21 protein-coding genes and 1 pseudogene are annotated in these 23386 nt (G+C 69.5%); 10 read left to right on the top strand and 12 right to left on the bottom strand.

Annotation, left to right across the window (positions count from 1 at the left end; genetic code table 11):
• Positions 1 to 96: 96 nt before the first annotated feature.
• Entirely contained in the window at positions 97 to 1182 is a 1086-nt protein-coding gene (locus HED23_RS15840) for a substrate-binding domain-containing protein (RefSeq protein ID WP_238441978.1), read from the top strand.
• 96 nt (positions 1183 to 1278) lie between these two features.
• On the opposite strand, the gene HED23_RS15835 is transcribed toward HED23_RS15840, so the two are convergent.
• From HED23_RS15835 to HED23_RS15800, 8 genes are all read right to left on the bottom strand, one after another.
• On the bottom strand, positions 1279 to 2250 hold the full coding sequence (locus tag HED23_RS15835; RefSeq protein WP_203184048.1) for a hydroxyacid dehydrogenase: 972 nt from the start codon (positions 2248 to 2250) through the stop codon (positions 1279 to 1281).
• 76 nt (positions 2251 to 2326) lie between these two features.
• Positions 2327 to 3178, bottom strand: coding sequence for a carbohydrate ABC transporter permease (locus HED23_RS15830; protein WP_203184047.1), 852 nt, complete (start codon positions 3176 to 3178; stop codon positions 2327 to 2329).
• Positions 3179 to 3191: 13 nt separating this feature from the next.
• The gene (locus HED23_RS15825; RefSeq protein ID WP_203184046.1) at positions 3192 to 4154 is read right to left on the bottom strand and encodes a carbohydrate ABC transporter permease; all 963 of its coding nucleotides are present in this window, start codon (positions 4152 to 4154) and stop codon (positions 3192 to 3194) included.
• Positions 4154 to 5467: an ABC transporter substrate-binding protein gene (locus HED23_RS15820; RefSeq protein WP_203184045.1), complete on the bottom strand. Its 1314-nt coding sequence runs from the start codon at positions 5465 to 5467 to the stop codon at positions 4154 to 4156. Before HED23_RS15820 ends, HED23_RS15825 begins: the two co-directional genes overlap by 1 nt.
• 667 nt (positions 5468 to 6134) lie before the next feature.
• Positions 6135 to 6971 carry a class II fructose-bisphosphate aldolase gene (locus tag HED23_RS15815; RefSeq protein WP_203184044.1) on the bottom strand — a complete coding sequence of 279 codons (837 nt, stop codon included), beginning with the start codon at positions 6969 to 6971 and terminating at the stop codon, positions 6135 to 6137.
• Positions 6952 to 7884, bottom strand: a complete 933-nt coding sequence (locus HED23_RS15810; RefSeq protein WP_203187504.1) for a 1-phosphofructokinase family hexose kinase — start codon at positions 7882 to 7884, stop codon at positions 6952 to 6954. The genes HED23_RS15815 and HED23_RS15810 overlap by 20 nt, the downstream gene beginning before the upstream one ends.
• Complete coding sequence (locus HED23_RS15805; RefSeq protein ID WP_203184043.1) at positions 7881 to 8861, bottom strand: ROK family protein; 981 nt, start codon at positions 8859 to 8861, stop codon at positions 7881 to 7883. Before HED23_RS15805 ends, HED23_RS15810 begins: the two co-directional genes overlap by 4 nt.
• On the bottom strand, positions 8854 to 9804 hold the full coding sequence (locus tag HED23_RS15800; RefSeq protein WP_203184042.1) for an SIS domain-containing protein: 951 nt from the start codon (positions 9802 to 9804) through the stop codon (positions 8854 to 8856). Before HED23_RS15800 ends, HED23_RS15805 begins: the two co-directional genes overlap by 8 nt.
• Before the next feature lie 1064 nt (positions 9805 to 10868).
• Between HED23_RS15800 and HED23_RS35140 the strand changes: the two genes are divergently transcribed.
• Both HED23_RS35140 and HED23_RS15790 read left to right on the top strand, forming a co-directional pair.
• Complete coding sequence (locus HED23_RS35140; RefSeq protein WP_238441977.1) at positions 10869 to 11069, top strand: hypothetical protein; 201 nt, start codon at positions 10869 to 10871, stop codon at positions 11067 to 11069.
• Positions 11070 to 11279: 210 nt separating this feature from the next.
• Positions 11280 to 11930, top strand: a complete 651-nt coding sequence (locus tag HED23_RS15790; protein WP_238441976.1) for a hypothetical protein — start codon at positions 11280 to 11282, stop codon at positions 11928 to 11930.
• A 221-nt stretch (positions 11931 to 12151) separates the two neighbouring features.
• Here HED23_RS15790 and HED23_RS15785 read toward each other — a convergent pair whose 3' ends face one another.
• Positions 12152 to 12499 carry a hypothetical protein gene (locus HED23_RS15785; protein ID WP_203184041.1) on the bottom strand — a complete coding sequence of 116 codons (348 nt, stop codon included), beginning with the start codon at positions 12497 to 12499 and terminating at the stop codon, positions 12152 to 12154.
• A gap of 346 nt (positions 12500 to 12845) precedes the next feature.
• Between HED23_RS15785 and HED23_RS15780 the strand changes: the two genes are divergently transcribed.
• The 6 genes from HED23_RS15780 (at position 12846) to HED23_RS15755 (ending at position 18516) form a co-directional block, all read left to right on the top strand.
• The gene (locus HED23_RS15780; RefSeq protein WP_203184040.1) at positions 12846 to 13088 is read left to right on the top strand and encodes a hypothetical protein; all 243 of its coding nucleotides are present in this window, start codon (positions 12846 to 12848) and stop codon (positions 13086 to 13088) included.
• 359 nt (positions 13089 to 13447) lie between these two features.
• Positions 13448 to 14635, top strand: a complete 1188-nt coding sequence (locus tag HED23_RS15775; protein WP_203184039.1) for a PP2C family protein-serine/threonine phosphatase — start codon at positions 13448 to 13450, stop codon at positions 14633 to 14635.
• Positions 14636 to 14913: 278 nt separating this feature from the next.
• Positions 14914 to 16467, top strand: a complete 1554-nt coding sequence (locus HED23_RS15770; RefSeq protein WP_203184038.1) for a PP2C family protein-serine/threonine phosphatase — start codon at positions 14914 to 14916, stop codon at positions 16465 to 16467.
• Positions 16464 to 17558 (top strand): cobalamin B12-binding domain-containing protein, encoded by a 1095-nt coding sequence (locus HED23_RS15765; protein WP_203184037.1) that lies wholly within the window; start codon positions 16464 to 16466, stop codon positions 17556 to 17558. Before HED23_RS15770 ends, HED23_RS15765 begins: the two co-directional genes overlap by 4 nt.
• Positions 17555 to 17959, top strand: coding sequence for an STAS domain-containing protein (locus tag HED23_RS15760; RefSeq protein ID WP_203184036.1), 405 nt, complete (start codon positions 17555 to 17557; stop codon positions 17957 to 17959). The genes HED23_RS15765 and HED23_RS15760 overlap by 4 nt, the downstream gene beginning before the upstream one ends.
• A 50-nt stretch (positions 17960 to 18009) precedes the next feature.
• The gene (locus HED23_RS15755) at positions 18010 to 18516 is read left to right on the top strand and encodes a MarR family winged helix-turn-helix transcriptional regulator (protein WP_203184035.1); all 507 of its coding nucleotides are present in this window, start codon (positions 18010 to 18012) and stop codon (positions 18514 to 18516) included.
• A gap of 529 nt (positions 18517 to 19045) precedes the next feature.
• Here the strand turns inward: HED23_RS15755 and HED23_RS15750 are convergent.
• A complete protein-coding gene (locus tag HED23_RS15750) occupies positions 19046 to 19849 on the bottom strand; it encodes a helicase associated domain-containing protein (RefSeq protein ID WP_238441975.1) in 804 nt (267 codons plus the stop codon).
• Positions 19850 to 20093: 244 nt separating this feature from the next.
• Between HED23_RS15750 and HED23_RS15745 the strand changes: the two genes are divergently transcribed.
• Positions 20094 to 20831 (top strand): glycoside hydrolase family 9 protein, encoded by a 738-nt coding sequence (locus HED23_RS15745; RefSeq protein WP_238441974.1) that lies wholly within the window; start codon positions 20094 to 20096, stop codon positions 20829 to 20831.
• Between the two features lie 119 nt (positions 20832 to 20950).
• Here HED23_RS15745 and HED23_RS15740 read toward each other — a convergent pair.
• Both HED23_RS15740 and HED23_RS15735 read right to left on the bottom strand, forming a co-directional pair.
• Positions 20951 to 21906, bottom strand: a pseudogene (locus HED23_RS15740) (IS110 family transposase); the annotation flags it as partial.
• A 642-nt stretch (positions 21907 to 22548) separates the two neighbouring features.
• Positions 22549 to 23340, bottom strand: a complete 792-nt coding sequence (locus tag HED23_RS15735) for a hypothetical protein (RefSeq protein ID WP_203184034.1) — start codon at positions 23338 to 23340, stop codon at positions 22549 to 22551.
• Positions 23341 to 23386 lie beyond the last annotated feature (46 nt).

Genomic DNA, 23386 nt, shown 5'->3' with positions numbered 1-23386 from the left:
TTGCCTGCGGACGTTAGGGAGGCCCGAGGATAGGATTCAAGAAGCATTCCGCCGCTGATCGGGAATTGCTCCTTCAATGCACGTCCAGGGGGAACCGTGTCGGGCCGAGAACTCAAGTTCCGCAAACTCACCGCCGATCTGCGGCGAGGCATCCACGACGGCACCTGGCCGCCGGGCAGCAAGCTGCCCACCGAGCGGGCCCTCGCCACGGAGACCGGCCTGTCCGTCACCACCGTCCGCCGCGCCTACGAGGACCTGGTCGCCCAGGGCCTGGTGGAGAGACGGCAGGGAGCCGGCACCTTCGCTCTCGGCCTCCCACCGCGCGTACCCGACCGGCGCAGGATCATCGGCGTGCTCGTGCCGGACACCGCGCTCTACTACCCCCGCGTCATCCAGGGCATCCAGGAGGCGCTGGCCGAGGCAGGTGCCCAGTTCGTCCTGGCCTGCTCGCACTACGATCCGAAGGCGGAGGACGCGGCGATCGCCGAACTTCTCGCGGCGGGTGTGCACGGGCTCCTGCTGGTGCCGGGTCTGCACGCCTCCGACGACCCGGCGCGGCGCACGGGCGAGCTGCTCCATCTGCCCGTCCCCGCAGTGCTGGTGGAGCGTCGGCTGACGGCGGCGGGCCCCGGCGACTCCACGGAGCATGTCTGCACGGACCACGAGGGCGGCGCGTACGATGCCGTGCGGCATCTGCGCGCCCTCGGCCACGAACGCCTCGGTCTGGTCGTCCGGGTCGACGCGCCGACCGCCGCGCCCATCCTGACCGGATTCGCCCGCGCCGTCGCCGACTTCGCGCTGCCGGACGCGGTGTACGACAGCGCGGTGATGGATGCCTGGAATCCGGGCCGCGCCGACGCCACCGTGGCGAAGTTCGTGGCAGCGGGGGTCACCGGCACCCTGTGTTTCGGCGACCGCGAGGCCGCGCTGGTGCAGTCGGCGGCCCGCCGGGCGGGGCTGCGCGTCCCTCAGGACCTCGCCATGATCAGCTACGACAACGAGTTCGCGGACGTGGCCGAGATTCCGCTGACCGCCATCTCGCCGCCCAAGTTCCAGGTGGGCCGACTGGCCGCGCAGATTCTGCTGCGCCGTCTCGCCGACGGCGACGCGTCGCCGCTGCACCAGGTCCAGCTGCGCCCGAACCTCGTGGTCCGCGCGTCGTGCGGCCGGCGCACCGGCTGACCGGCGGGGCGCAGCCCCGGACCCCGGTACCCGGTCGTCGGACGGGCTGGATGTCCCGTCCGGCGACCGAGGGCATACCCGGGGGTGCCGGGGCTCTCAGGCGATGCGGGGCAGGTCCTCGGCCCGTACCTCTCCCAGCAGTCGCTCGCCCGCCGCGAATCGCTCGGTCTCGGCGACCGCGAACGCGCCGAGCAGCCGTACCTCCGTGCCCATGGCTCCCGCGATGTGCGGGGTGACCAGTACATGGGGCAGGGTGAGCAGCAGATGGCCCGGCGGCAGGGGTTCCGGTTCGGTCACGTCGAGGACCGCCTCGATGCGACCTGCCGCGCAGTGCTCTGCCAGTGCCTCGGTGTCGACGAGCCCGCCGCGTGCGGTGTTGATGAGTACCGCGCCGTCCCTTAGCAGGCCGAGCGCCCGCGCGTCGATCAGATTCCTCGTCTCGGGCAGCAGCGGGGCATGCAGCGAGACGATGTCCGAGCCTGTCAACAGCTCGTCCAGGCTGACGAGCCGGGCTCCGAGCGCGTCCGCGTCCGCGGCCTCCAGATACGGGTCGTGGACCAGCAGCGTTACGCCCGCACCGGCCAGCCGCTCCAGCACCAGCCGTCCGATCTTGGAGGCCCCGACGATGCCGACCGTGCGGTCGAGCAGGCCGGTGGCGGGGGAGACCGTCAGGTCCTGGGGCCGGCCAGCCCGGTATTCCCCCGCTGTGCGGAACGCCCGCTTGGCCGACAGATGGATCGCGGCGAGTGTGTAGTCGGCGACGGGCGCCGCGTTTGCCGGGGCGGCCGACGAGACGGTGATTCCTCGCTCCCAGACTGCCGGAGTGAGGACGTGTTTGACGGAGCCCGCCGCGTGCAGGACGGCCCGCAGCCGCGGTGCGTCCGCGAGGACTCTCTCGTCGACTGCCGGGCAGCCCCACCCCGAGATCAGCACATCGGTGCGGGCCAGCGCCTTGCGCGCCTCGGGCCGCCCGAAGTCGTCGACCACCAGGTCCGGTACGTCGCATACCGCATCCAGCCGCGCCCGTACGTCGTCGGGGAGTGCCAGGGCCGCCACATCCTGGCGCATGGCGATGAGAGCTGTGAGTCGGGGTGACACAGTGCGTTCTGCCCTTCCATGACCGGCAACCTGATACGTGTAGGAACTACTTGCCGGAGCCGAGGGTCATGCCCTCGATGATGCGGCGGCCGAGCCAGATGTAGAGGCCCACCAGCGGTAGGACGACCACCGCGATCCCTGCGAACAGCCCGCCCCAGTCCGCGCCGTTGTACTGCATCTGCTGCATGAAGCCGAGCAGTGCCAGCGGCAGCGTCTGAAGTTGCTGATCCTGGATGAAGACCAGCGCGAAGAACGTCTCCCCCCAGTGGTTGATGACATTGAGCAGCAGCAGGGTGATCAGCCCGGAACGTGCCAGCGGCAGCATGATCCGCCAGAAGGTGTACGAGGGGGAGGCGCCGTCCAGGGCCGCCGCCTCCTCCAGCTCGGCGGGCAGCGAGCGGAAGAACCCCGTCAGGAAGAAGACCGCGAACGGCATCGAGGTCGCCGTGTAGAGCAGCCACAGCCCCCAGAGGCTGTCGACGAGCCCCAGGGGCGCCATCACCTGGTACAGCGGCAGGAACACGGCGTGCGCCGGGATGCCGAGTCCGATGGCGAACAGGGAGGTGGCCGCACCCGCGCTCCGTGCTCCCAGCCTGCTCAGCGCGTACGAAGCGGGGGCGGCGAGAAGCACCGTCGCGAGGGCCGTACCTCCGACCAGAATCGCGGAGTTGAGGACGGCGGGGCCGAAGTTGCCGGCGCTCCAGGCTCGTTCGAAATTCTCCCAGTGGATGGCGTCCGGCACCGACCAGGGAGAGGCGATGATGTCCCTGGTCGCCTTCACCGAGGAGGCCAGGATCCATACCAGTACAAGAACGTTGAAGACGACGAATGCCCAGACCAGCGGGAAGCCAAGCAGGCGTTGTACACGGCCGGCGCGCAGAGTCGATGCAGAGCTCACAGTGTTCCCCGTTTCAGAATTCGAGCGCTTCGCGCCGCATCAGGCGGCGGATCAGTACCACCAGGACACCGACGAGAGCGAGCGTGACGACGGCCGAGGCCGCGGCGACGCCGTACTGCGGTACACCCGTCGGTGCGAAGACCGAGGTGTACGCGTACAGCGACGCGGTCCAGGTGGACGTGGAGGGCATGGAACTGGCCGAGCCGGACATGGCGAGGATGAACTCGAAGGTCTTCATCGCGTTGATGGTCCACAGCACCGCGCAGATCCCGATGACGTCCCAGGACAGCGGCAGCGTGACGTGGCGGAAGCGCTGCCAGGCGTTGGCGCCGGCCAGGGCGCAGTCCTCGTACAGGTACGGCGGAATCCGGTCCACCGCGGCCATGATGATCGTGGTGTAGTAGCCGGTGCTCATCCAGATGATGCCCAGCATGATGATCTTGAACTGGTTCTCTTCGGCGAGCCAGGCGGGTGGATGTGCGAAACCCATGGAGCGCAGCGCCGTGTTGACCAGCCCGTCGGCCTGGAAGAGGAAGCCCCAGAGGATCGAGATCACCAGCGCGGGAACGATGTTGGGGAAGAAGATCACCGAGCGGGCGGTGGACCGCCCGGCCAGGTCGCGTAGCAGCATCGTCAGGGCGAAGCTGAGGAGGAAGCTGACACTGCCGCCGCCGAAGAGCAGCAGCAGGGTGTTGCCGAAGGACGTACGGAAGGCCGGGTCCTGGAACATCCGGGTGTAGTTGTCCGCGCCCACCCACTGCATGGGGCCGGCGCCGGCCCACTTGTGCAGGCTGATCCAGGCGGTGGCTACGACGGGGGCCAGCAGGAACACGGCGTACAGCAGGAAGGCGGGCAGGACGAACGGCAGGTACAGGCGCTTGCGGTGAGCGGCGAACGGGCCCACGGCGCCCCGGCCCGCCACCGTGCGGCGGGCCGGGGCGGTGGAACGCGCGCCGTCGGCGACGACAGTGGTCATCAGCCCGCCCGCTTCCAGAAGTCGGCGCTCTGCGCGGCGAGCTGGTCGCTGAATTCCTGCGCGGAGATCTTGCCGGTCACCAGCTTGGTGTGCAGCGGGTGGAAGGTCTTCGTCCACCACTCGGCGAAGTCCATGTCGACGCCGTCGAAGGTGTTGTACGGGGTGCCCTCCTTGAGGGCCTCGGCGGTGTCGGCCATGGCCGGGGCGACCTCGACGTCCTCGCGGGCGACGATGCCCTGCGACTCGTCGGCGTACGCCTGCATCTGCTTCTTGCCGTACAGGAAGGCGACGAACTTACGCGCCGCCTCGCCCTGCTTGGCCTTGCTCGGGACGACCCAGCCGTAGGTGGTCGCCTCGATGGGGGCGCCGGAGCCCGGTGCACCGTCGGTGGGGAACGGGAGCATCTTGAAGTCGAAGCCGTCCTTGGCGTACGGCTTGGTCTCCCCGGCGATCCATGAGCCCATCAGCAGGAAACCGGCCTTGCCCGTCGCCCACTTCTGCTGGATCGCGGGGAACTTGCTGGCGTCGTAACCGTCCGCGAAGTACCCGCCCTTGGCGAGACTCGACACACGCTCCGCCGCCTTGACGTAGGCCGGCTCTTTCCAGAGCTTGCCCGTCTTGTCGGCCGCGGCCTGGTGGAAGGAGCCAGGACCCTTCGCCGCCACCACGAAGTTGCTGTACCAGTAGGCGCCGTAGTCGGGGATGTCCGCGTCGAGGGCGAGCGGGGCGCGGCCCGCCTTCTTCTCCGCAGCGAGCGTCGCCTGGAAGGCGTCCCAGTCCTTGGGGGTCTTCTGGTCGAGCCCGGGGAAGGAATTCCCGTCGTACCAGAAGCCGTTGGCGACGACCGCGTAGGGCAGGACTACCTGCTTCCCCTCGGCCTTGCCCAGTTCGAGATACTTCGCCGGCACCACGTCGCCGACCGTCCCGGACTCGCCGGGGATCGGTTCGTCCAGTACGCCGGACAGGTCGGCGGCCGTGTCGGTGGACACCATCATCGACTTGACCTGGGGGAGGTTCCGGTCGATGAGATCGGCGGCCGGCACGCCGTGGAGGGTCGGCTGCAGCTTCTTCAGTACGTCGCGGCCCTGCCACTGCACGTTGACCTTGATGCCTGTCTCGGCGGTGAAGTCGTCGATGGCGGCGGACAGTGCCTTCTGCTGCGGCTCGCCCTTCTTCCACATCGACCAGTACGTGAGCTCCTTACCGCTGCCCGCGGAGGCGCTGCCCGTCGGGCCGCCGCATGCGGAAAGCCCGAGGGCTAGCGCGCCGGCCACACACATGGCCGCGGTCCGTCGGATCAATCGTCTGTTCATCGTTCTGCTCCTCAACGCCGTCGTCGGCCTGTTGAGCGGCAGGTCTACTCACTCTTCGAGGACGCAATCAATAAGCATTCACTGAAATGATGTCGAACCGTGGCGAGATTACTTACCTATTGCTCGTTCCAATGGCGTGCAGACGAGGCCAAAACATGACTCGCGGCCGACCCGGTGGAGTGCGAGCGGGGAGAACCCCATGAGCGACTGCCGCACATGCCACCGCGGGGGCGGAAGCAGGCCGGAGCGCTGGACGGGGGAGGCGGAGCCGGCCGTCCACCGGCCCGTGCCCGATCTCCGAGGGCGGCGCTCCGGCGCCCGCACGACCGATCACGGCCTGCGGGGTCTCGGTGGCCGACGGCCGTTCCCGATCGGTCGACCACCGGAGGAGCGACGGCCTCGTGCATTCGCCGCGGCAGTTCTCCGATGGAATCGTTGCGGCGCAATGCCGCGCCGCTGGTCTCCTCCTCCGAGGCCGACAGGTGGCCCACGATCCGAGTGCTGGTGAGCCGGATGCCGCAGCCGCACCCGCGACCTGGGAACCCGTCGACGAACGATCCGCCGGCCCGAGCCGGGCGGGCGGATCTCCGGTACCCGGGACCGTATCGGGAAGGGTGACCGGTGTGGGCGCGGCCGGTCAGGGCAGCAGCCCGAGCCCACACCGGTGTCAGTTGTGCGCGAGCAGACGCAGGAGTCGTGCCACCTCGTCCGCGACGCCGGCGCGCGCGGGACCGAGGTACTTGCGGGGGTCGGCGGTGTCAGGGTGGGCGTCGAGGCAGCGGCGTACGGTCCGGGTGCAGGTCTTGTTGAGATGGGTGGACACGTTCACCTTGGTCATCCCCGAGGTGACCGCCTTGGCCAGATCGGCGTCGTCGACCCCGGAGGAGCCGTGCAGGACGAGGGGAACGCCGACAGCGGTCCGCAGACGTGTGATGAGCTCGAAGTCGAGGACGGCGTCCCGGGTGAGCAAGGCGTGCGAGTTGCCCACGGCGACAGCCAGGGCGTCCACGGCGGTCGCCTCGACGAACGCCACCGCCTCGTCCGGATCGGTGCGGACCCCGGGGGCGTGCGCGCCGTCCTTGCCGCCGACCTCGCCCAGTTCCGCCTCGACCCACACGTTCGCACGGTGGCAGTAGTCCGTGATCTCCCGGGTCGTTGCCACGTTCTCGTCGTAGGGGAGCTTGGAGGCGTCGAACATCACGGAATGGAAGCCGAGCTCCACGGCCTCACGGACCAGGTCGGCCGATACGGCGTGGTCGAGGTGGACCGCCACGGGTACGTTCGCGCCGCGGGCCAGGGCGAGGGACGCGAGGCCGATCGGAGCGAGCGATCCGTGATAGCGCGCGGTGTTCTCGCTGATCTGAAGGATGACCGGCAGACCGGCGGTCTCCGCGCCGGCGACGATGGCCTCGGCGTGCTCGATCTGTACGGTGTTGAACGCTCCGACGCCTGAGGTTCCCGAGTACGCGGCATCTACGATCTCGTCAGTGGCTGACAGGGGCATGGGTTCTCTCCACGGGGACGGACGTACGGAACTGTTCGTAAAGGCCGGCGTCGATGTCACCGGCCAGAGGGCAGACGACTGCGGCGGCCGAGAGAGCCACGGCCTCGCGCAGAACGGCCGGCCACGGCTCACCGGCGAGGAGCCCGGCGGCGATGGCCGCAACGCACGCATCGCCGGCCCCTGTCGGATTTCCTGCCAGCCGCCAGGGAGGAGTGGCGCGCCAGGTTCCCCCGGGTGTGACGGCATGGAGTCCGTCCGGTCCCAGTGACGCCACGACGCACTGGGCGCCCCGCGCGCGCAGTGCGTCGGCGGCAGCCGCTGTGTCGTCGTGGCCGGTGACCTCGGTGATTTCCGCCGCATTGGGTTTGACCACGGTCGGACGCGCGTCCAGCGCTGCGAGCAGGGCGGGTCCGCTGGTGTCCAGGATCGTCGTGGCTCCCGCCTCGGCGGACAGGCGGGTGAGTCGTCCGTACGCGTCCGAGGGAACCCCGGGAGGAAGGCTGCCGGAAAGGACGACCACCTGGGCGTCGCGTACCAGCTGCGCGAACCGTGCGGCGAAGTCCGCCCAGGACTCCTTGTCGACATGGGGCCCGGACTGGTTGAAGACGGTGGCATCGCCGGCCTCGCCGCACACCACCGTCACCGTGCGACGCGAGTCGCCCGCCATGGACACCAGCTCGTCGGGCAGCTGCGCCGCGCGTAGGTCATCGCGTATCGCCCGGCCGGTCGGACCGCCCACGAGGCCGGTCACGACGGCAGGGATTCCCAGCGCGGACAGGACTCGTGCGACGTTGACGCCCTTGCCTCCCGCTCGCGAGAACGACTCGCTGACGCGGTGCGAGCCGCCCGGAACGAGGGCGTCGACGGGGTAGGTGACGTCCAGAGCGGCGTTGAGAGTGACGGTGAGGATCATGAGGTCGCCGCCCACGGCGTCTCCGGAAGTCGCTGAGGCGATCCCGCGCCGTCCGCGGCATGCCATGCGGCGAGGCCGGCGCCCAGGCATCCCGCCATGTCCCCGAGCGCGGCGAGGACCAGCTCGGGCCGCCGCTGGAACGTCAGCCGCCGGGCGAGGGAGGCGCGCAGCGGGTCCAACAGAGGACCACCGGCCTCGGCGAGCCCGCCGCCGAGCACGACGACCTCGGGGGCGAACAGTGTCGTGGCCGTCGCCAGTGCTGTGGCCAGGGCCTCGACTGCCCGGTCCCACACCGCACGGGCGTCGGGATCGCCCTGCGCGAGCCTCGCCGCAACCGCGGCGGCGCCCTCGACCCGGCGCCCGGAGCGTGCGCTGTACGCCGAGCTGATGGCCGCGGCCGAAGCAGCGGTCTCCAGGCAGCCCCGGGCACCGCACGCACACGGTTCCCCACCGGGCTCGACGACGACATGGCCGAGCTCGCCCGCGTAGCCGTGGGCACGGACCGGGCGCCCGTCACAGAAGACGGCCGCAGAGATACCGGTACCGATGGGAACGAACCAGACATCTTGTGCTCCCCGGGCTGCCCCGAGGCGGCATTCGGCGACTCCGCCTGCCCGCACGTCGTGCCCCAATGCGACGGGGAGGCCCGAGGTACCTTCGAGGAGGGCCGCGAGCGGCAGGTCACGCCAGCCGAGGTTGGCCGAGTAGACGGCTGTCCCGGTCTCCTCGTCGACGATGCCCGGGACCACCACCCCCGCACCCTGGACTCGCAGCCCGCGCGTGGCGGCATCCCTGTCGAGGTCACGCAGAACGGCGCAGATCTCGGCGATCACCGCGTCAGGACCCGCCCGGCGGGGTGTCGCCCCGCGCACGGTCCGCAGGGCCTTCAGGTCGCGGCCGAGCAGCGCACCTTTCATGCTGGTCCCGCCCACATCCAGCGCGATGACGCAGTCGTTCCCGTCGGCCTTGTCACGCATGGTGGCCCTCGAGGATCACCGAACGGGTCAGGTTGCGCGGGCGGTCGGGGTCGTAACCCCGCGCCTCGGCGAGCCGGACGGCCAGCCGCTGGGCCAGGATGAGGTCCGCCAGCGGGTCGAGACCGGCGGACCCTGCACCGGAGCCGGCGACGAGTGTGCCGCCGACCCGGGTGACGTCGTCGGCCAGCCCCGACGGGATCGGACCGAAGACCCACGCCACGCGGCCGGGACCGGTGATGCTGATCGGCCCGTGCCGGTACTCCATGGCCGGGTACGCCTCGGTCCACGCGCCGGCGGCCTCGCGCATCTTCAGGCCCGCCTCGAGTGCCAAACCGTAGGCCCAACCGGTGCCGAGGAAGGTGAACTGCTCGGCGGCGCACACCGCGTCGTCCAGGTCCAGCGCGATCGCCTGCCGTGCATCCACTACCGCCTGCTCAAGCGGACGCACATCGGCCGGCAGTGCGCTTTCCGCCTCCAGGTGCGCGCGCAGCAACGCCAGTGTGGTGGTGGCGAACCGTGTCTGCACCACCGACTCCTCGTCGGCGAAGCCGAGCACGGCGATACCGTCGGCCACCCGCATCACAGGAGTCTGCGCATCGGCGGTTATCGCCCCGGTCGGTGTGGTGCCCTTCACTCGGGCCAGGAGGTCCAGGACCTCGGTCGTGGTGCCGGAGCGGCTGATCGCGATCACGCGGTCGTACCGGCGCCCGTGCGGGAACTCCGAAGCCGCGAAGGCGTCCGTTTCGCCGTGACCGCCATGTTCGCGCAATTCGGCGTAGGCCAGGGCCATGTACCAAGAGGTTCCACAACCGACGACGGCGACACGTTCGCCACGGCGGGGCAGGACATCGGAGAAGAGGCCGAGCGAGTCCCTGGCCCGCAGCCAGGTGTCCGGCTGTGAGGCGATCTCGACGGCGGTGAGGGACGACGCTGTGGTGGACATACGGGACCGCTCCTTGGGGGGACTGGACCGGGCACATGATGGCGCCCGTACTCGATGCGTGAAGTTGCAAAATTAAGACCTGCTTCAAGCATTTTCAAGCATCATTGATGCGTGGAGTATGGCGGAAGGGCAGCTCGTGGTCCAGGGGTGTCGTGCAGGAGCCGTCGACAGACGCGGGAGGCCGCGGGAGCTGCCGGCTCCTCCGATCGCGCGTTACGCGCCCCATGCGTCAGCGGGACGGTCCGGCGCAGAGCCCATGGGCCACCTCTCGCAGCTCGCGCGCGTGGATCGAGGTCTGAAGCAGGGGACACGCTGACCGTGCTCGACGGGACCGAGCTTTCAGGCGTGCCCTGGTTTCCTCCGGTCGAGACCGCGGCGAGGACGAGCAGGCGGATCAGTGGTCCACCGAACCCGGCACCGGCGGCCACGACAGCGCCCCGGGCAGGACTCGGGCATGACTGCGCGGTCTCGGCCCTCCCGGATCAGTCCGTCTGCCCGCGCAGGGAGCACAGCGCTGAGTGCCGAGGCGCCGTCGAGGAGGGCTCTGGACCGCGTGGTGACGCTGGTGCCCCTGGCAGCCGGCGCCGGATCGACGTCCCACGACCGGCGGGTGTGCCGCAGCTGCGGCACGACGGCCTGAAGGGGCGTGATGCGGTACCCGGCCCTGCGCAGCTGGTGAACGATCCGCGCATCGCGCACCTGAGCCGGTGTGTAGCGTCGCGTTCCGCGCACGGGGTCGCGGTCGACCGACATCACACCGGTGGCGTACAAGCTCCGGTTCGGGCCGGAGGCGAACTGACGGCGGACATCCCATGCCGGCGAACCACGTGTGCTTCGTCGTCTGCTATCGCCTGGGGCGAGCAGCCTCGTCAGCTCTGAGAAGGTGCGCCCCTTCGAGCTCGACAAGGCGCCATGTCCCAGGCCCGCCTCGCACGTGAGGTCTGGGACTACGAGCGCTACGCCGGGCACCGCGTCCGGGGAGGGCGCTCGCAGGACGATCGGCGGGACGTACCCGTTCTGGCAACGCCACTGTTACACCCGCTCGAAGACCTTCCCGCAGTTGCATGTCGTCCTGGCGGGCAAGAGAGGAGCACCTGCTCGACAACCGCCTCCAGGCGCTCGCCGCCGACATGGGGCGAATCGCCGTTGCGGTCTGGGTGAACACCCTGCCTCGGCTCCAGCGCGGCGATCCCTGGCACGTCGGCCGGGGGCGTCACGGTCACCGCCACGGCGAGGTCACCAGGGTGCGGTGGGCGATGAGGTGACGGCACCACCGTCACCTGCCGCGGCCCCAGCACTTCCCCTACGCCACGTCCCAGGAGGTCACCTCGTCCCCGGGACTGCGGGCACGTATACGAGCGGCCCTTCTACGAGGTCAATGTTCGATCATCCTCCACACCCGTAGGATTCGTACGCTCCTTGCACCGGCGAGGAGGGTGCTATTGGGGGAACGTTTGACGTTCGACTCACTGACGATGCGTCATACGATGCGCCCGGACGGTGTCAACTCGGAGGCGGTCGCCCGCAAGATCGCCTTCTTCGCCAAGCCGGGTCCGTCCCGGACGGTGGGTCACGTGGAGCGGGAACTGCCGCCGGGCGGCGTACCCGCCTATCTCGCGTCCCGGGGCAGCGGCGTACGCTCCTTCGTGCTGTGGGCGGACGAGAACCGCGGGGCACGGGTCGCCACCGTGGTCACCGCCTCCTCCGTGAAGGGCGTCTCGGTTTACCATGTGCTCGGCGCGCAGGGCGAACTCCTGTGCACCGTCGTACGCGAGAAGGCGTTCACGAAGGGGCTGCGTACCCGATGGACGGTGAGCCGGCCCGGCGCGCCGGACGTGGTCGGGTACAAGGGCCGGATCGTCTGGTGGTGCGTGTGGTGGCTGTTCTCGCCCCTGCTGCCGTTGTTCTACGTGGCGTCCGCGCTCAACGGTGACGGCGAGCCCCTTCGCGGGCCTGGCCGCATCATCTGGCGCGAGGGCGGCCGGGTGCCCCTGCAGTACAAGGCACACGGGAAGATTCTGTATCTCCACGAACCATTGCTGGACTCGCGGGCCGGGGCCGGGCTGCTGGCGCTGGTTCGCTCCTTCGACGGCCGGCTGGTGGCGTGGGACAGAGGGAAGAACTGAGACCGCCCCTCACCTGACGTGGTCTCAGGCGTCGGCCAGCACCACGCACGATTCCGCGGCAGGTCCGGCACACCGTCGGGCGTCGGGCGTCGGCCGGCTTCCGGGCGGCCAGTGCCTGCCCCCGCGCGCCTGTACGCGGTGCAGTTGAGGGAGGCCCGTCGGCTGCGAGTCCATGGAGGTCGACGGGGGTGACACCTTCGAGCTGTACAATCCTGGCTTCTCTACGTCCGCAGCACCTGCAGCCGATACAGATCCACTTCGTTGTGCGGACTCTGGTCAGGCCCCCGGCAGCCGGCAGCGCCGGCCAGGCGTTCCGGGCCGTCTGCGCGCCGGTCCTCTCGTATGGCGGTGGGGTGGGCGAGCGTGGTGTCGGCAGGCTGCTGCACGGCGGTGGCCGAGCCGCACTCCTCCTGACCAGTCGGCGCCTCTCCCGACGCCGCGTCCGGGGCTGCCTGCAGACTCTGAACGGCCGCACTTCGTACCTCGACGGCCAAGGAGTCCGAAAAACCGCCCGCAGCCCCGAGAATGAGGGCCGTCAGCAGCAACGCCAGCCAGCGCCTGGCGCTCATACGCGGCATCCGCGCGGCACCGGGCACTGCCGCTGCTCCTCATGAGCGGCATCCTATGCGTATTACCGCAGCGTGTTCGCTCGGCTGATCGTGGGCTGGCCTCCGAGGGCGGTATGGCAGCGGTGGTGGTTGCAGGGTCAGAAAGCCCGGCCACCGAAGTCGAAGGTGCAGAAGGAGCTGCAGCTGGAGACGTCCTGGGGTAGGGGCGGGCACACGGGCCCGGTGTACGCGCGCGGTACTCGGGTGTGGGGCGGTGCAAGGGCCTGTCCCCGAAGGCCCGCGTCACGCTTAAGTGACCGGTGTGTTTGAGTGGCACCAAAATTCGAACATGCGATCTAATTGGTGGATGGAGAGCTTCCCCTTCCCCGACGACCTCGTACGAGCCCAGCGGGAGTGGCACGACACCTACCGTGCACTCGCCGCCCCACGCCCGCGCCGTACCACCGAGCTGCGCCGCCGCCTGCTCGCCCTGTCCGTCCTGATCCACTGGCACCCGTTCTGGTCCACCTCGCCCGGCCGCACGCCTGCGGCCCGGGTGGAGCTCCGGCGGCGGACCGGCCGTGACCAGGGTGCGCAGGACGCCGCGTAAGCCGCGAGTGGACCGTCCTTGCGGTCGGCCCTGCGCAACGGTGACCGAGCAGCCCAGTTGGCACCGATCGCCACATGTGTTGCGCAGTCGGCGGTCGCTGCCAACTTCTCAGACCGAGGGGCGGGGTCGCTGTTGCTCTCGGAGCTGCTTCCTGTGCCGCAGCTGCCCCTCCCATGCGGACACTCAGCGCCGAGGCGCAGGACCCGCCGCTTTGGGTACGGGCGGGGGAGGCGGGCCGGTGCAGGAGATGGGGCCTGAGGCGTGTGACACTCCCGAGTGGGCGTTGGTGCCCGTTTCGGCTGGTCGGTGTTGACAGTCGCTTTGATGGAGACATGCCTAAGAAAGTTGGATAGGTACCGGTGGACAGACCCAGCGCGGTCGAGCGCTCTCTGCGCGAGGCCGCGCCCCATGAGATCTTCGACGTGATGTGCTCCGTGATCGAGCGTCGCCATCATGCCCGGTCGGTGGATCTGTTGTTGGTCGACTACGCCATGACGAGGCTGCAGCCCGTAGGGGTGCTGCCGCACACTCGCTCGGCGGTGTCGGTGTACGACAGTGCTCCGGGTCGTGCGTTCGGCGCGCAGGAACCTCACTGTGTGTACGACCGCTCTGCGTCGGCGGTGGCGGTGTACCTGCCGGTCAGCGTCCGGGGTGACCGGCTCGGCATCCTCGGCGTCACCCTCCAGGTGGGCGCGGACGAGGAACTGGAAGCGGCCGTGCTGGCGGATCTGCAGCAGTGTGCGGCCGCTCTGGCGCACGAGGTGGTCGTCGCGGAGCGGGACACCGACCTGTTTCTGCAGGCGCGGCGGGCGGAGCGGCTGACCTTGGCGGCCGAGATGCAGTGGCAGTTGCTGCCGGGGCGTTCTTGCGCGCGGCCGGAGTACAGCCTGGGGGCCCAGCTCGAGCCCGCTTACGCGATCTTCGGTGACAGCTTCGACTGGTCGGCCTCTGCCGATGACCTGTATGTGACCGTAAGCAACGGCATGGGTGAGGGGATAGACGCCGCATTGCTGACGAACCTTGCGGTCAACGCGCTGCGCAATGCCCGTCGCGCCGGCCTGAGCCTGAGCGATCAGGCGTGTCTGGCTGATCAGGCGGTGTACGGGCAGCACGGGGGACACCAGTATCTGTCGACCCTGCTGTTCCGCTTCCATCTGCCGACCGGGAATGTGGAGATCATCGACGCCGGTTCACCACGGGTGTGGCGGGTGCGCAGGGGGGTCGTCGAACCGATCGAACTGGAGGCGCAGATGCCGCTGGGCATGTTCGAGGACACCGCCTACGTCCCGCAGCACTTCCAGGTCGAACCCGGAGACCGCCTGCTCTTCATCAGCGACGGCGTGTACGACGCCCTGTCGCCGGGCGGCGAGAAGTACAGCCTCCGCGCGTTGGCGGCGTCGATCAGCAGCACCCGACTGCTGCCCGCCCCGCAGGTGCCCAGAGTGATGCTGCAGGAGCTGCTGGGCCATCGCGGCTCCGGCCCGGCAGCCGACGACTCGCTGGTGATGTGCCTGGACTGGCGCGGCCGTACGGACGTCGACCGCTGACCTTGAAGGCTCCGGATGTGTGGTCCTTGTGTGAAGGAGCTGCAACCGTCTGCGCGAGAAGCCCGCACGTGGCAGGGAGGCAGTTGCCAGGAAGCGACCCCGTGAGGAATTATTGCCTTCAGGCAATCTTCTTCCAGTTGATGAGGTGAGGGATCCGCTCAGCGGCTCCTCAACATTTGGTACCCACTCAAGCGCAGACCGTCGCAGACACGGGGCCTGACCTCTCCTGGGGTCGGGCCCCGTATCCGGTCCTGATCGCTGACGTCGAGGGTGCGGTCGTGCGGTGCAATGAGGCGGCAGGTCTTCTTCTGCCCGCCGCGGCCCCGGGGACACTCCTGGCGGATGTGGTTCCGGACTGGCTCTGTGCCGCGCACCACGCGCTGATCCTCCCCGGCCCGCATGCCGTCCTGGACGGTGAAGGGCCGCTGCGTGGCGCGATCGGAGGGCGCCGTTTCGAGGCGCACCCCACTGTACGGAGGGACGGCTCGGTGGCGTGGTGGCTGGTGGATGACACCGATCACCAGCTTCTCCAGGAAGCCCTGCACATGGAACGGGAACGGACCGCGTTCCTCGCGAGGGCGTCCAACGTTCTGCTCTCCTCCCTCAATCTGGGGCGCTGCATGGATGTGACCGCGCAGATGGCCGCCGAGAGCCTCGCGGATGCGGCACTGGCGATCGCGCCGGCCCGCGGGGAGCGGCTGCCGGTGGTTTCCTGCCTGCGTGGCGGGGCGCCTGCCCTGTCCACCGTGACGGTGGACCCTGATGGCGTGCCGGGTCTGGGGGAGGCGCTGCGGGGGTTTCCACCGGTGCCCTCGCGGTGGATCGACCCGGCCCTGGCCCCTGAATGGATGGTGCCCGAGGGGTTCGGGCCGGTCGGTTCGATCGTGATCACTCCGCTGCCCGGGCACGGTGTCCCGGCAGGTGTGCTCATCCTGCTGCGGAAGGCGGAACATGCCGCCTTCCGCGATGAGGAAGAGGTCTTCGCCCGGCTGTTCGCCGCCCGTGCCGGGGCGGCCATGTCGGCCGCCCGCCTGTACGCGGAACAGACCGCGATCACCGACGTCCTCATGCGTGAGCTCCTGCCCCCGACCTTGCATCAGATCTCCGGGGTGGACTTCGCCGGCCAGTACCGGCCATCCGCGGACCACGAGCGCATCGGCGGCGACTTCTACGACGTCCACCCCGCCGCCGTCGAGGGCGAAGCCTCCCTGGTCTCGCTCGGAGACGTGTGCGGCAAGGGCCTGGAGGCCGCCGTCCTGACGGGCAAGATCCGCAACACGCTCCACGCCCTGCTGCCCCTGGCCGGTGACCACCAGCGCATGCTCAGCCTGCTGAACACCGCGCTGCTCAGCTCCCACCACACCCGGTTCGCGACCCTGGTCCTGGCCTCCGCCGTGCGCCGCGGCAGCATGGTGGACCTCAAGCTCACCAGCGGCGGCCACCCCAGCCCGCTGATCATTCGCACGGACGGCACCGTCGAGGAAACCGACACCCACGGCACCCTGATCGGGGTACTCCCGAACATCTCCTCCAGCACCACCGCCGTGTCCCTCGCGCCCGGAGAGTCCTGCGTCCTATACACCGACGGCATCACTGAGGCCAAGGGCGGGCCGATGGGCGACGCCCTGTTCGGAGAGGAGCGCCTCAGGCGCGCCCTTTCCGGGTGCGCGGGCATGCCGGCCGAAGGGATTGTGGAACACGTACAGATGCTGGCCGCCCAATGGCTTGGCAACCGCTCTCATGACGACATGGCCGTCGTCGTGATCTCCGCCCCCCGCACCCACCATCTCAGTGCGGTGAATGGGCACACGCGGGGCAGGTTCACCGCATGAGCACGAGTACCCCGCCGCGCCCTTACCGACCCGAACACGCAGAACAGGCCGCCGAGCTGCTGTGGAACGCTGTCTCAACCGCGGACGAATACGCGGCCACCGAGCTCGTGCTGCGCCTGCTCGACGAGGGGACCGCCCCGGAGAGCGTCCTGCTCGACGTGATCGCCGTGGTGCAGGGGCGCGTCGGTGAGGAATGGGCGGCCAACCGGATCAGCGTGGCCCAGGAGCACGCGGCGACCGCCATAAACGACCGGGCGGTTGCTGCCGTGAGCGTGCATCCCTCCGCCCGCACCACGGCCACCCGGGGCCGGATCACGGTGGCCTGTGTGGATGGCGAGTGGCACGGGCTGCCCGCCCGCCTGCTGGCCGAGACCCTGAAGCTGCGCGGCTGGCGGGTCGACTACCTCGGTGCCCAGGTTCCCACCCCGCATCTCATCGCTCACCTTCACAGCACCCGGGCCGACGCGGTCGCGCTCTCCAGCTCGATCGCCACCCGGCTGCCCACCGCGCACGCGGCAATCACCGCCTGCCAGGCCATCGGCGTCCCCGTCCTCGTCGGCGGCGCCGCCTTCGGACCAGCCGGCCGGTACGCGACGCTGCTGGGCGCCGACGCCTGGGCCCCCGACGCCCGTACCGCCGCCGACCATCTCGCCGAGAGGGCACTGCCCAGGCCGCAACCCGGCCATCAGCAGTTCGACGACCTGCCGCACCTGGCCGACCAGGAATACACCATGGTCGCCCGTAACAGCGCCTCTCTCGTACGGAGCGTCTTCACCGCCCTGGAAGACGCATTTCCCGCGATGCGCTCCTACAGCGATCTCCAGCGCGAGCGCACCGGAGAAGACCTCGCGCACATCGTCGAGTTCCTCGCCACCGCCCTGTACCTCGGCGACGAGGAACTCTTCGCCCGGTTCATCACCTGGACCGCGCAGATCCTCGTGGCCCGCGGCGTCCCCGCCCACAGCCTGCCCCCGGCCCTGGATCTGCTGGCCCGCGAGCTCAAGGACTTCCCCCGGGCCGTCCGCATCCTCCAGGCCGCAACGAACACCCTCACCACCGCCCCCTTCACCGCCGCCGGGTACAACGCATGATCAGACATCCCCACCACCTGCGCCTGACCACGCACGATGCCCAGGACAGCGTCCGTATAGAGGTACACGGGGACCTCGACTACGACAGCGCCGACCACCTCGTCAAGGAGGCCACCGACCAGCTCTCGGCCCGGCCCGCTCTGACCGACCTGCATCTGCACTGCGCGAACCTCGGCACCGTCGACTCGATGGGCCTGTCCGCCCTGCTGATGATCGGCCGCCGCACCACCGAGGCCGGAGTGCGGCTCCACCTGGACGACCGGACCACGAACCTGGACCAGCTCCTGGAGCTGACAGGTACCCTGAGCTACCTCACAGCTCCGCTCCCCACCGGCGGCGCGGAGACCTCGGTGACCAAGGAAATGGCGGTCCGCCCCACCGGACCGGACGTTCCCAGCTGAGCCACTGCCCGGCCGTCCTCCGGGCACAAGGACCAACCGACGGGGAAACCGTGACCGCAACAGACGCCGTTGTCGGCGGGAGCCGGCACGAGGCGACCCACTCAGCCAGCTCCATCACGGAACTCCTGGACGTGATGTGGGAGCACGCCAGACACTCCACCACCCACACCACCGCCCCCAGCTCCACATCCCAGCTGCGCCTGATGTACGTCGTCGACCGCGAAGACGGCATCCGGATGCGCACCGTGTGCCAACTCCTCGCCTCCGCACCTCCGACCGTGACCCGCATGTGCGACCGCCTGCAAGCCATCGGCTTCCTCGAACGCGTGGCCTGCCCCGACAACGGCCGCGAAATCGCCCTGCAACTCACCCCCACCGGCAAAGAGCACCTGCAACGCATCCGCGAACAACGCGACACCATGCTCCACCAGGCCATCAACAACATGTCCCCCGAAGAACGCCGCGCCCTGGCTTCAGGACTCGCTGGACTTGAGGCACAGCTCGACGCCGCCCACGGCGAGGAACACCACAGACCCGGAAGCCACTCCGCAGCCTGAGCAGCACACGGACGTCGTTGACTCTGCGGTGTCCGATGGACAGTGCGCCCGGTCGGCGTGCTTGCTCGTCGGCCGCTGTCTTCCCGCCCGCATGCCCGCTGGCCCCAGGTCAGAGCGTGGGGCATGAGTATGCGCGACTGACCTACTTCCATTCCGGTGGCAATGTTGGACGACTGCGTCAACAGGACCCAGTCGGCCGGCCTGTATTCGGGACGCTCCCACTCTGCTCCGACAGCAACCCAGTACCCCCGGAGCTCGCGCACCTGCCCTACGGTGTCGTCACCGATTCCGGACTCGTTGCCACAGCACTCGCAAATGACATATTGCGGAGTGCCTCGGTCGAAGAGGGCTGCTCCAGTGTCAAGCCTGCCTATGCGACAGGCAGTTTCGATCAACCGACCGCCACCCCCTGGACCCACGGCGTCCTTCGGGGCGGCGAGGGTGCCGTCCACGGAGTGGTAGGTACGGGCCGCGGTGAGGTTGCACCAGAATCCGGCGTCCGTGACCGACCACACCATGCCCACCTCGTTCAGGAGATCGGCCCGCCAGGCTTCAGGGTGCCGAGCCGGAACGCGCGGCGCTGCTCGCTGACCCATGCGCACAGCGCATACGTGATGCGGTCCTCACCCAGCTCCACCGACGCGTCCAGGGGCACCTCGGCGCTCCGGTGCTCGCGTACCCAGTGGCGCAGGGCGTTGTATCCGGTGAGCCAGATTTCGGAGTCGGGGTGCAGGACCCGGGTCCGCAGGAACATGGCGACGTCCCCGGCGTTGCGGGGGAGGAAGAACCTGAGCAACGGGGCCCCGGCGCCTGCTTGTTCCTTGTCCGCCGTGTCGTTGTCTGTACCGGCCTGTGCGGCTGGCTGCGCCGTCTCCTCGCCCTCACCGCTCGCCGAGCCGGCCGCCGTCTCCTCGGTGCCGTCTTCGGCGCCCTCTTCCTGGACGTGGTCGCCGTCGTCGGCTTCCTCGCGGACCGGATCGAGTGCGACCACGGACGTGGCCTGTCCCCGGCCGGTGGTGGTGGGCAGCGCCATGCGCTCGATGACCCGTTCGTCATGCGCCCTGAGCCCTTGGAGGACCGCTACCAGGCTGCGACAGCTGGGGGACGCCATCATGTCGGAGGGGTCCTCGCCCGGTGCCAGGAAGACCGGCACGATGATGCGGGAGACCTTGCCCTCTCCGGGTCCTGGCGCGAACCGGCCCAGCACCACCCGGCGGTGGGTAGCGGAATGCTTGCCGCACAGCCACTCCGCACCGACCCGCCCCGGGTAGGCGGCGGGGTCCGTGGCGTGGAGCTCCGCCGCCGTCTCCGGCAGCGCGCGGGCAAAGGCCATCGCAGGCCGCAGCGGCGATGCGGCCTGGACATCGGCTCTGCATGCAGGTGAGCATCGCACGTGAAAGCCGGGGTCCGCCTACGACTTCCCCTCCGTTCCGCACGCGACCCGTTGACAGGGCGGGCACGCACTGGCTTCATGAGCAGGTCAATGGAAGCGCTCCCACGGCAGGCGTCACCGACGCCCCCTCGGGCTGCCTCGCCCTGGGCCGGCACCGCCTGACCTGCTCGTCCCCGGACGGCTGGTGCGGCGCGCCACCGCAGGCATCGGCGGAGCACGCGCCCACGCCGATCCGCCAGGCACCCCCGCCCCACCGCAACGCCCGGCACCTCTCGTACCCGATTCGGGCACGGAAGACGGCAGGGACGTCGGCCTGGACCTGACCGGAGGCTGGTACGACGCCGGTGACCACGTGAAGTTCGGCCTGCCCATGGCCTACAGCGCCGCGGTCCTGGCCTGGGGCGGCATCGAGCAGAAGGAGGCGTACAGTGCCACCGGGCAGTTGGAGCACCTCAAGGACAGCCTGCGCTTCGTCAATGACTACTTCGTCAAGGCGCACCCCTTCCCCACCGTGTTCTACGGGCAGGTGGGCAACGGTGCCGACGACCACAAGTGGTGGGATCCGGCCGAGGTCATGCCGATGGCGCGGCCCGAGTACAGGATCGATGCCTCCTGCCCCGGTTCGGACCTGGCCGGGCAGACCGCCGCCGCGATGGCCGCCTCCTCGGTGCTGTTCACGGACGACGACCCGGCGTATGCGGCGAAGCTGATCACCCACGCGAAGCAGCTGTACTCGTTCGCCGACACCTACCGTGGCAAGTACAGCGACTGCATCACCGACGCAAAGTCGTACTACAACTTCTGGAGCGGCTACCAGGACGAGCTCGTGTGGGGGGCGATCTGGTTGCACAAGGCCACCGGGGACGCCTCCTACCTCGCCAAGGCCGAGACGTACTACGACGGTCTCTCCACCGAACCGTAGTCCAGCACCCACTCCTACCGGTGGACGCTCTCCTGGGACGACACCTCGTACGGCTCCTACGTTCTGCTCGCCAAGCTCACCGGGAAGAAGCGGTACATCGACGACACCAACCGGTGTCTCGACAACTTCGTGGTCGGGGCCAGGTCGGCGTAGGAGGCGAGGTGAGCGGCGGTGGGGAAGTCGGTGCCGTCGCCGATGGTGGTCAGCAGGACTGCGGCGGTCCTGACGCCGACGCTGGGCATCGAGGTCAGGACCTGGAAAGAGGGTGGGCCTCCAACAGGGTGTTGATCTGTGTTTCCAGGGCCCGGCGCTGTTCGTGGACGGCGGCGAGCGAGCGGGCCAGGGACGGGATCATGATGTCGAGGGTGCCGGTGCCGGGAACGGTGACGGTCTGCTCGTCCAAGGCGTCGAAGACGTCGTCGATCAGCCGGGCGGCCATGCGCGGGGCCTCGGGCCGGATGAGCTCGACGAGTCTGCGTCGGCCGGCCTTGCGCAGGGCGGCCGGGGACCCATAGCGCTCCAGCAGCCAGGTGACGGCCCGGTGGTCCAGTCGCGGACCGAGGACGCGTTCCAGGCTGGGGTGGAACTGGGTGAGCAGGCCGCGTATGCGGTTGCTGGTGCGGGTGGCCTCGGCGGCGAGGTCCTGGTCGAAGCCGACCAGGACGGTCAGCTCGGCGGTGATCTCGTCGGTCAGTTCGAGCGAGCGCAACGTGTGTGGCAGGGTGCGGGCGGCGTCCGCGATGACCGCCGCGTCCTTCGCGTCGGTCTTCGCCTCGCCTGGGTAGAGGTCGGCGATCCGGCGCATCGCCAGTCCGGGCAGGTAGGAGACTTGGCAGCCCGCGTCCCGGGCCACGGCCAGCGGCAGGGCGCCGATGGAGGCCGGCTGGCCCACGATCACCAGCGCCCTGCCGAACTTCGCGGCCAGCTTGTCGAAGACGGCCCGCAGTTTCGGTTCGCTGTTGGGCAGCTGCTTGTCGAAGACCTTCTTCCCGGCCGGAGTGAGCCCGTGGCCGTGATGTGCACTCTTGTCGACGTCCAGGCCCATGAAGACACTCACCTCAGTGGTGCCGAACATCGTCGCCCTCCCTCTCCCCAAGGGGTATTCACGGTGCCGGCCTCGGCGTTGGTGACGTACGCGCGCATCCACGTTATGCAGACCTGCCGCCCGCTAACTGCCCGGCATTGCGCCGGACCGGACGGTGGCCGGACCTCTCATCAGCGTCTCCGACGGCACCTCCCGGGCCCGGTGACACCACCCCCCCAGGTCATACCTTCGACAGGGAGACACAGCCATGCCGGGCCCGGAGGCCAGCGGCCCCATTGCAGGACCGCGAAAAACATAACGGGGACAGCCCGCACGCCGGCTCTGACAAGTCCGAGGTCGGTGTCAGGCCGACAGTGGGTGCAGGCATCGACGGAGTGGAGAGCCCCATGGCCGACGTTCGACCGCACGCTCGGATCGACGTCACCGGCCAGGACTGCCAGGAGCTCAGGAAGCAGATCCTCGTTCATCGCGAGGAACGCACGCGTTAATCCTGATCATCCGCCAGGCACGATCCGTCTCGCGTCTCCGTCCAAGCTCCATGTGCGGTCACGCGTGATGATGTCCGCCTCCCCTGGATTCTGCCAGCCCGGTGACCTCGTCGAGCACTGGACGGGCAGTGCACTGCACGGGTTCACGGCCCTGCGCTCCCTCCCCTGCTGTGCGGGTCGGCGTTCAGGCGCCGGCGGCCTTGCTCACCTTCTCTGCGAGAACGGCGGTCATCGGCTCGTCCGGCCCCGGTTCCGGTGCGAACCCCTTCACCCGCTCGGCAGGAAAGGGCCCAAGGACGTCGGAGGTCTGCACCGAGGCGATGACACCTCCTGCCCGGACGACGGTGACCAGGGCGTAGTGGTATCCCAGGTCCCCGGAACGCAACTTCGTGCGGGCCAGCATGCGGTAGCGCACGGCTTCTTCGCCGAGCGTGGAAACCGGCAGTGTCTCGGTCGTGACGGAACCGGTTCCATAAGCATTGCGCACATGGAACCGGCCGCAGGCGCCCACGGCCCGGCGGAGTTCCGCCATGCGGGCGCGCGCGGTGTCCACCGGGTAGCTGGTGAGCACGGTCTGCCGCGGCCATAGAGCACCGTCGCCCAGGTACATGGTCGACCAGGCGGCTGCCGACTCACCACGCTCGGGCGCGTTCTGGCTGGGTGTCCGTCGCAAAACCAGGCAGGCCGCAGGCTCGCCCGCCTCCGCGGCTCTGCCGTCCGCGGCGGCGGCGCCGACTCGCGAATCGCTTCCCGTGATGGTGAAGCCCTTCGCTTCCGCTTCGGTGAGCAGGGCGGCCTTGAGCTCAGCAGCCGTAAGGGTCGCGGCGTGGCCCCTTGTCTCCGTCGCCACCGGGTTCCGACCGGTGGCCTCGGCCGTTCCGGCCGGACTTCCGGCATCGGAGCAGGCCGCACTCAGCCCGAGCAGGGGCAGAAGGGCGGCGGCTGAGAGCCGTCTTCGTGCCTTGCGAGTCAACATCAACTGCCGTTCCTCCTGGGCGCGGCGTGGGCGGGAGGCGCACGCG

This window comes from Streptomyces pratensis (genome assembly GCF_016804005.1).
Lineage (GTDB): Bacteria > Actinomycetota > Actinomycetes > Streptomycetales > Streptomycetaceae > Streptomyces > Streptomyces pratensis_A.
Note: the sequence above shows the minus strand (reverse complement) of the source record. Positions and strands in the feature narration are given on the sequence as shown.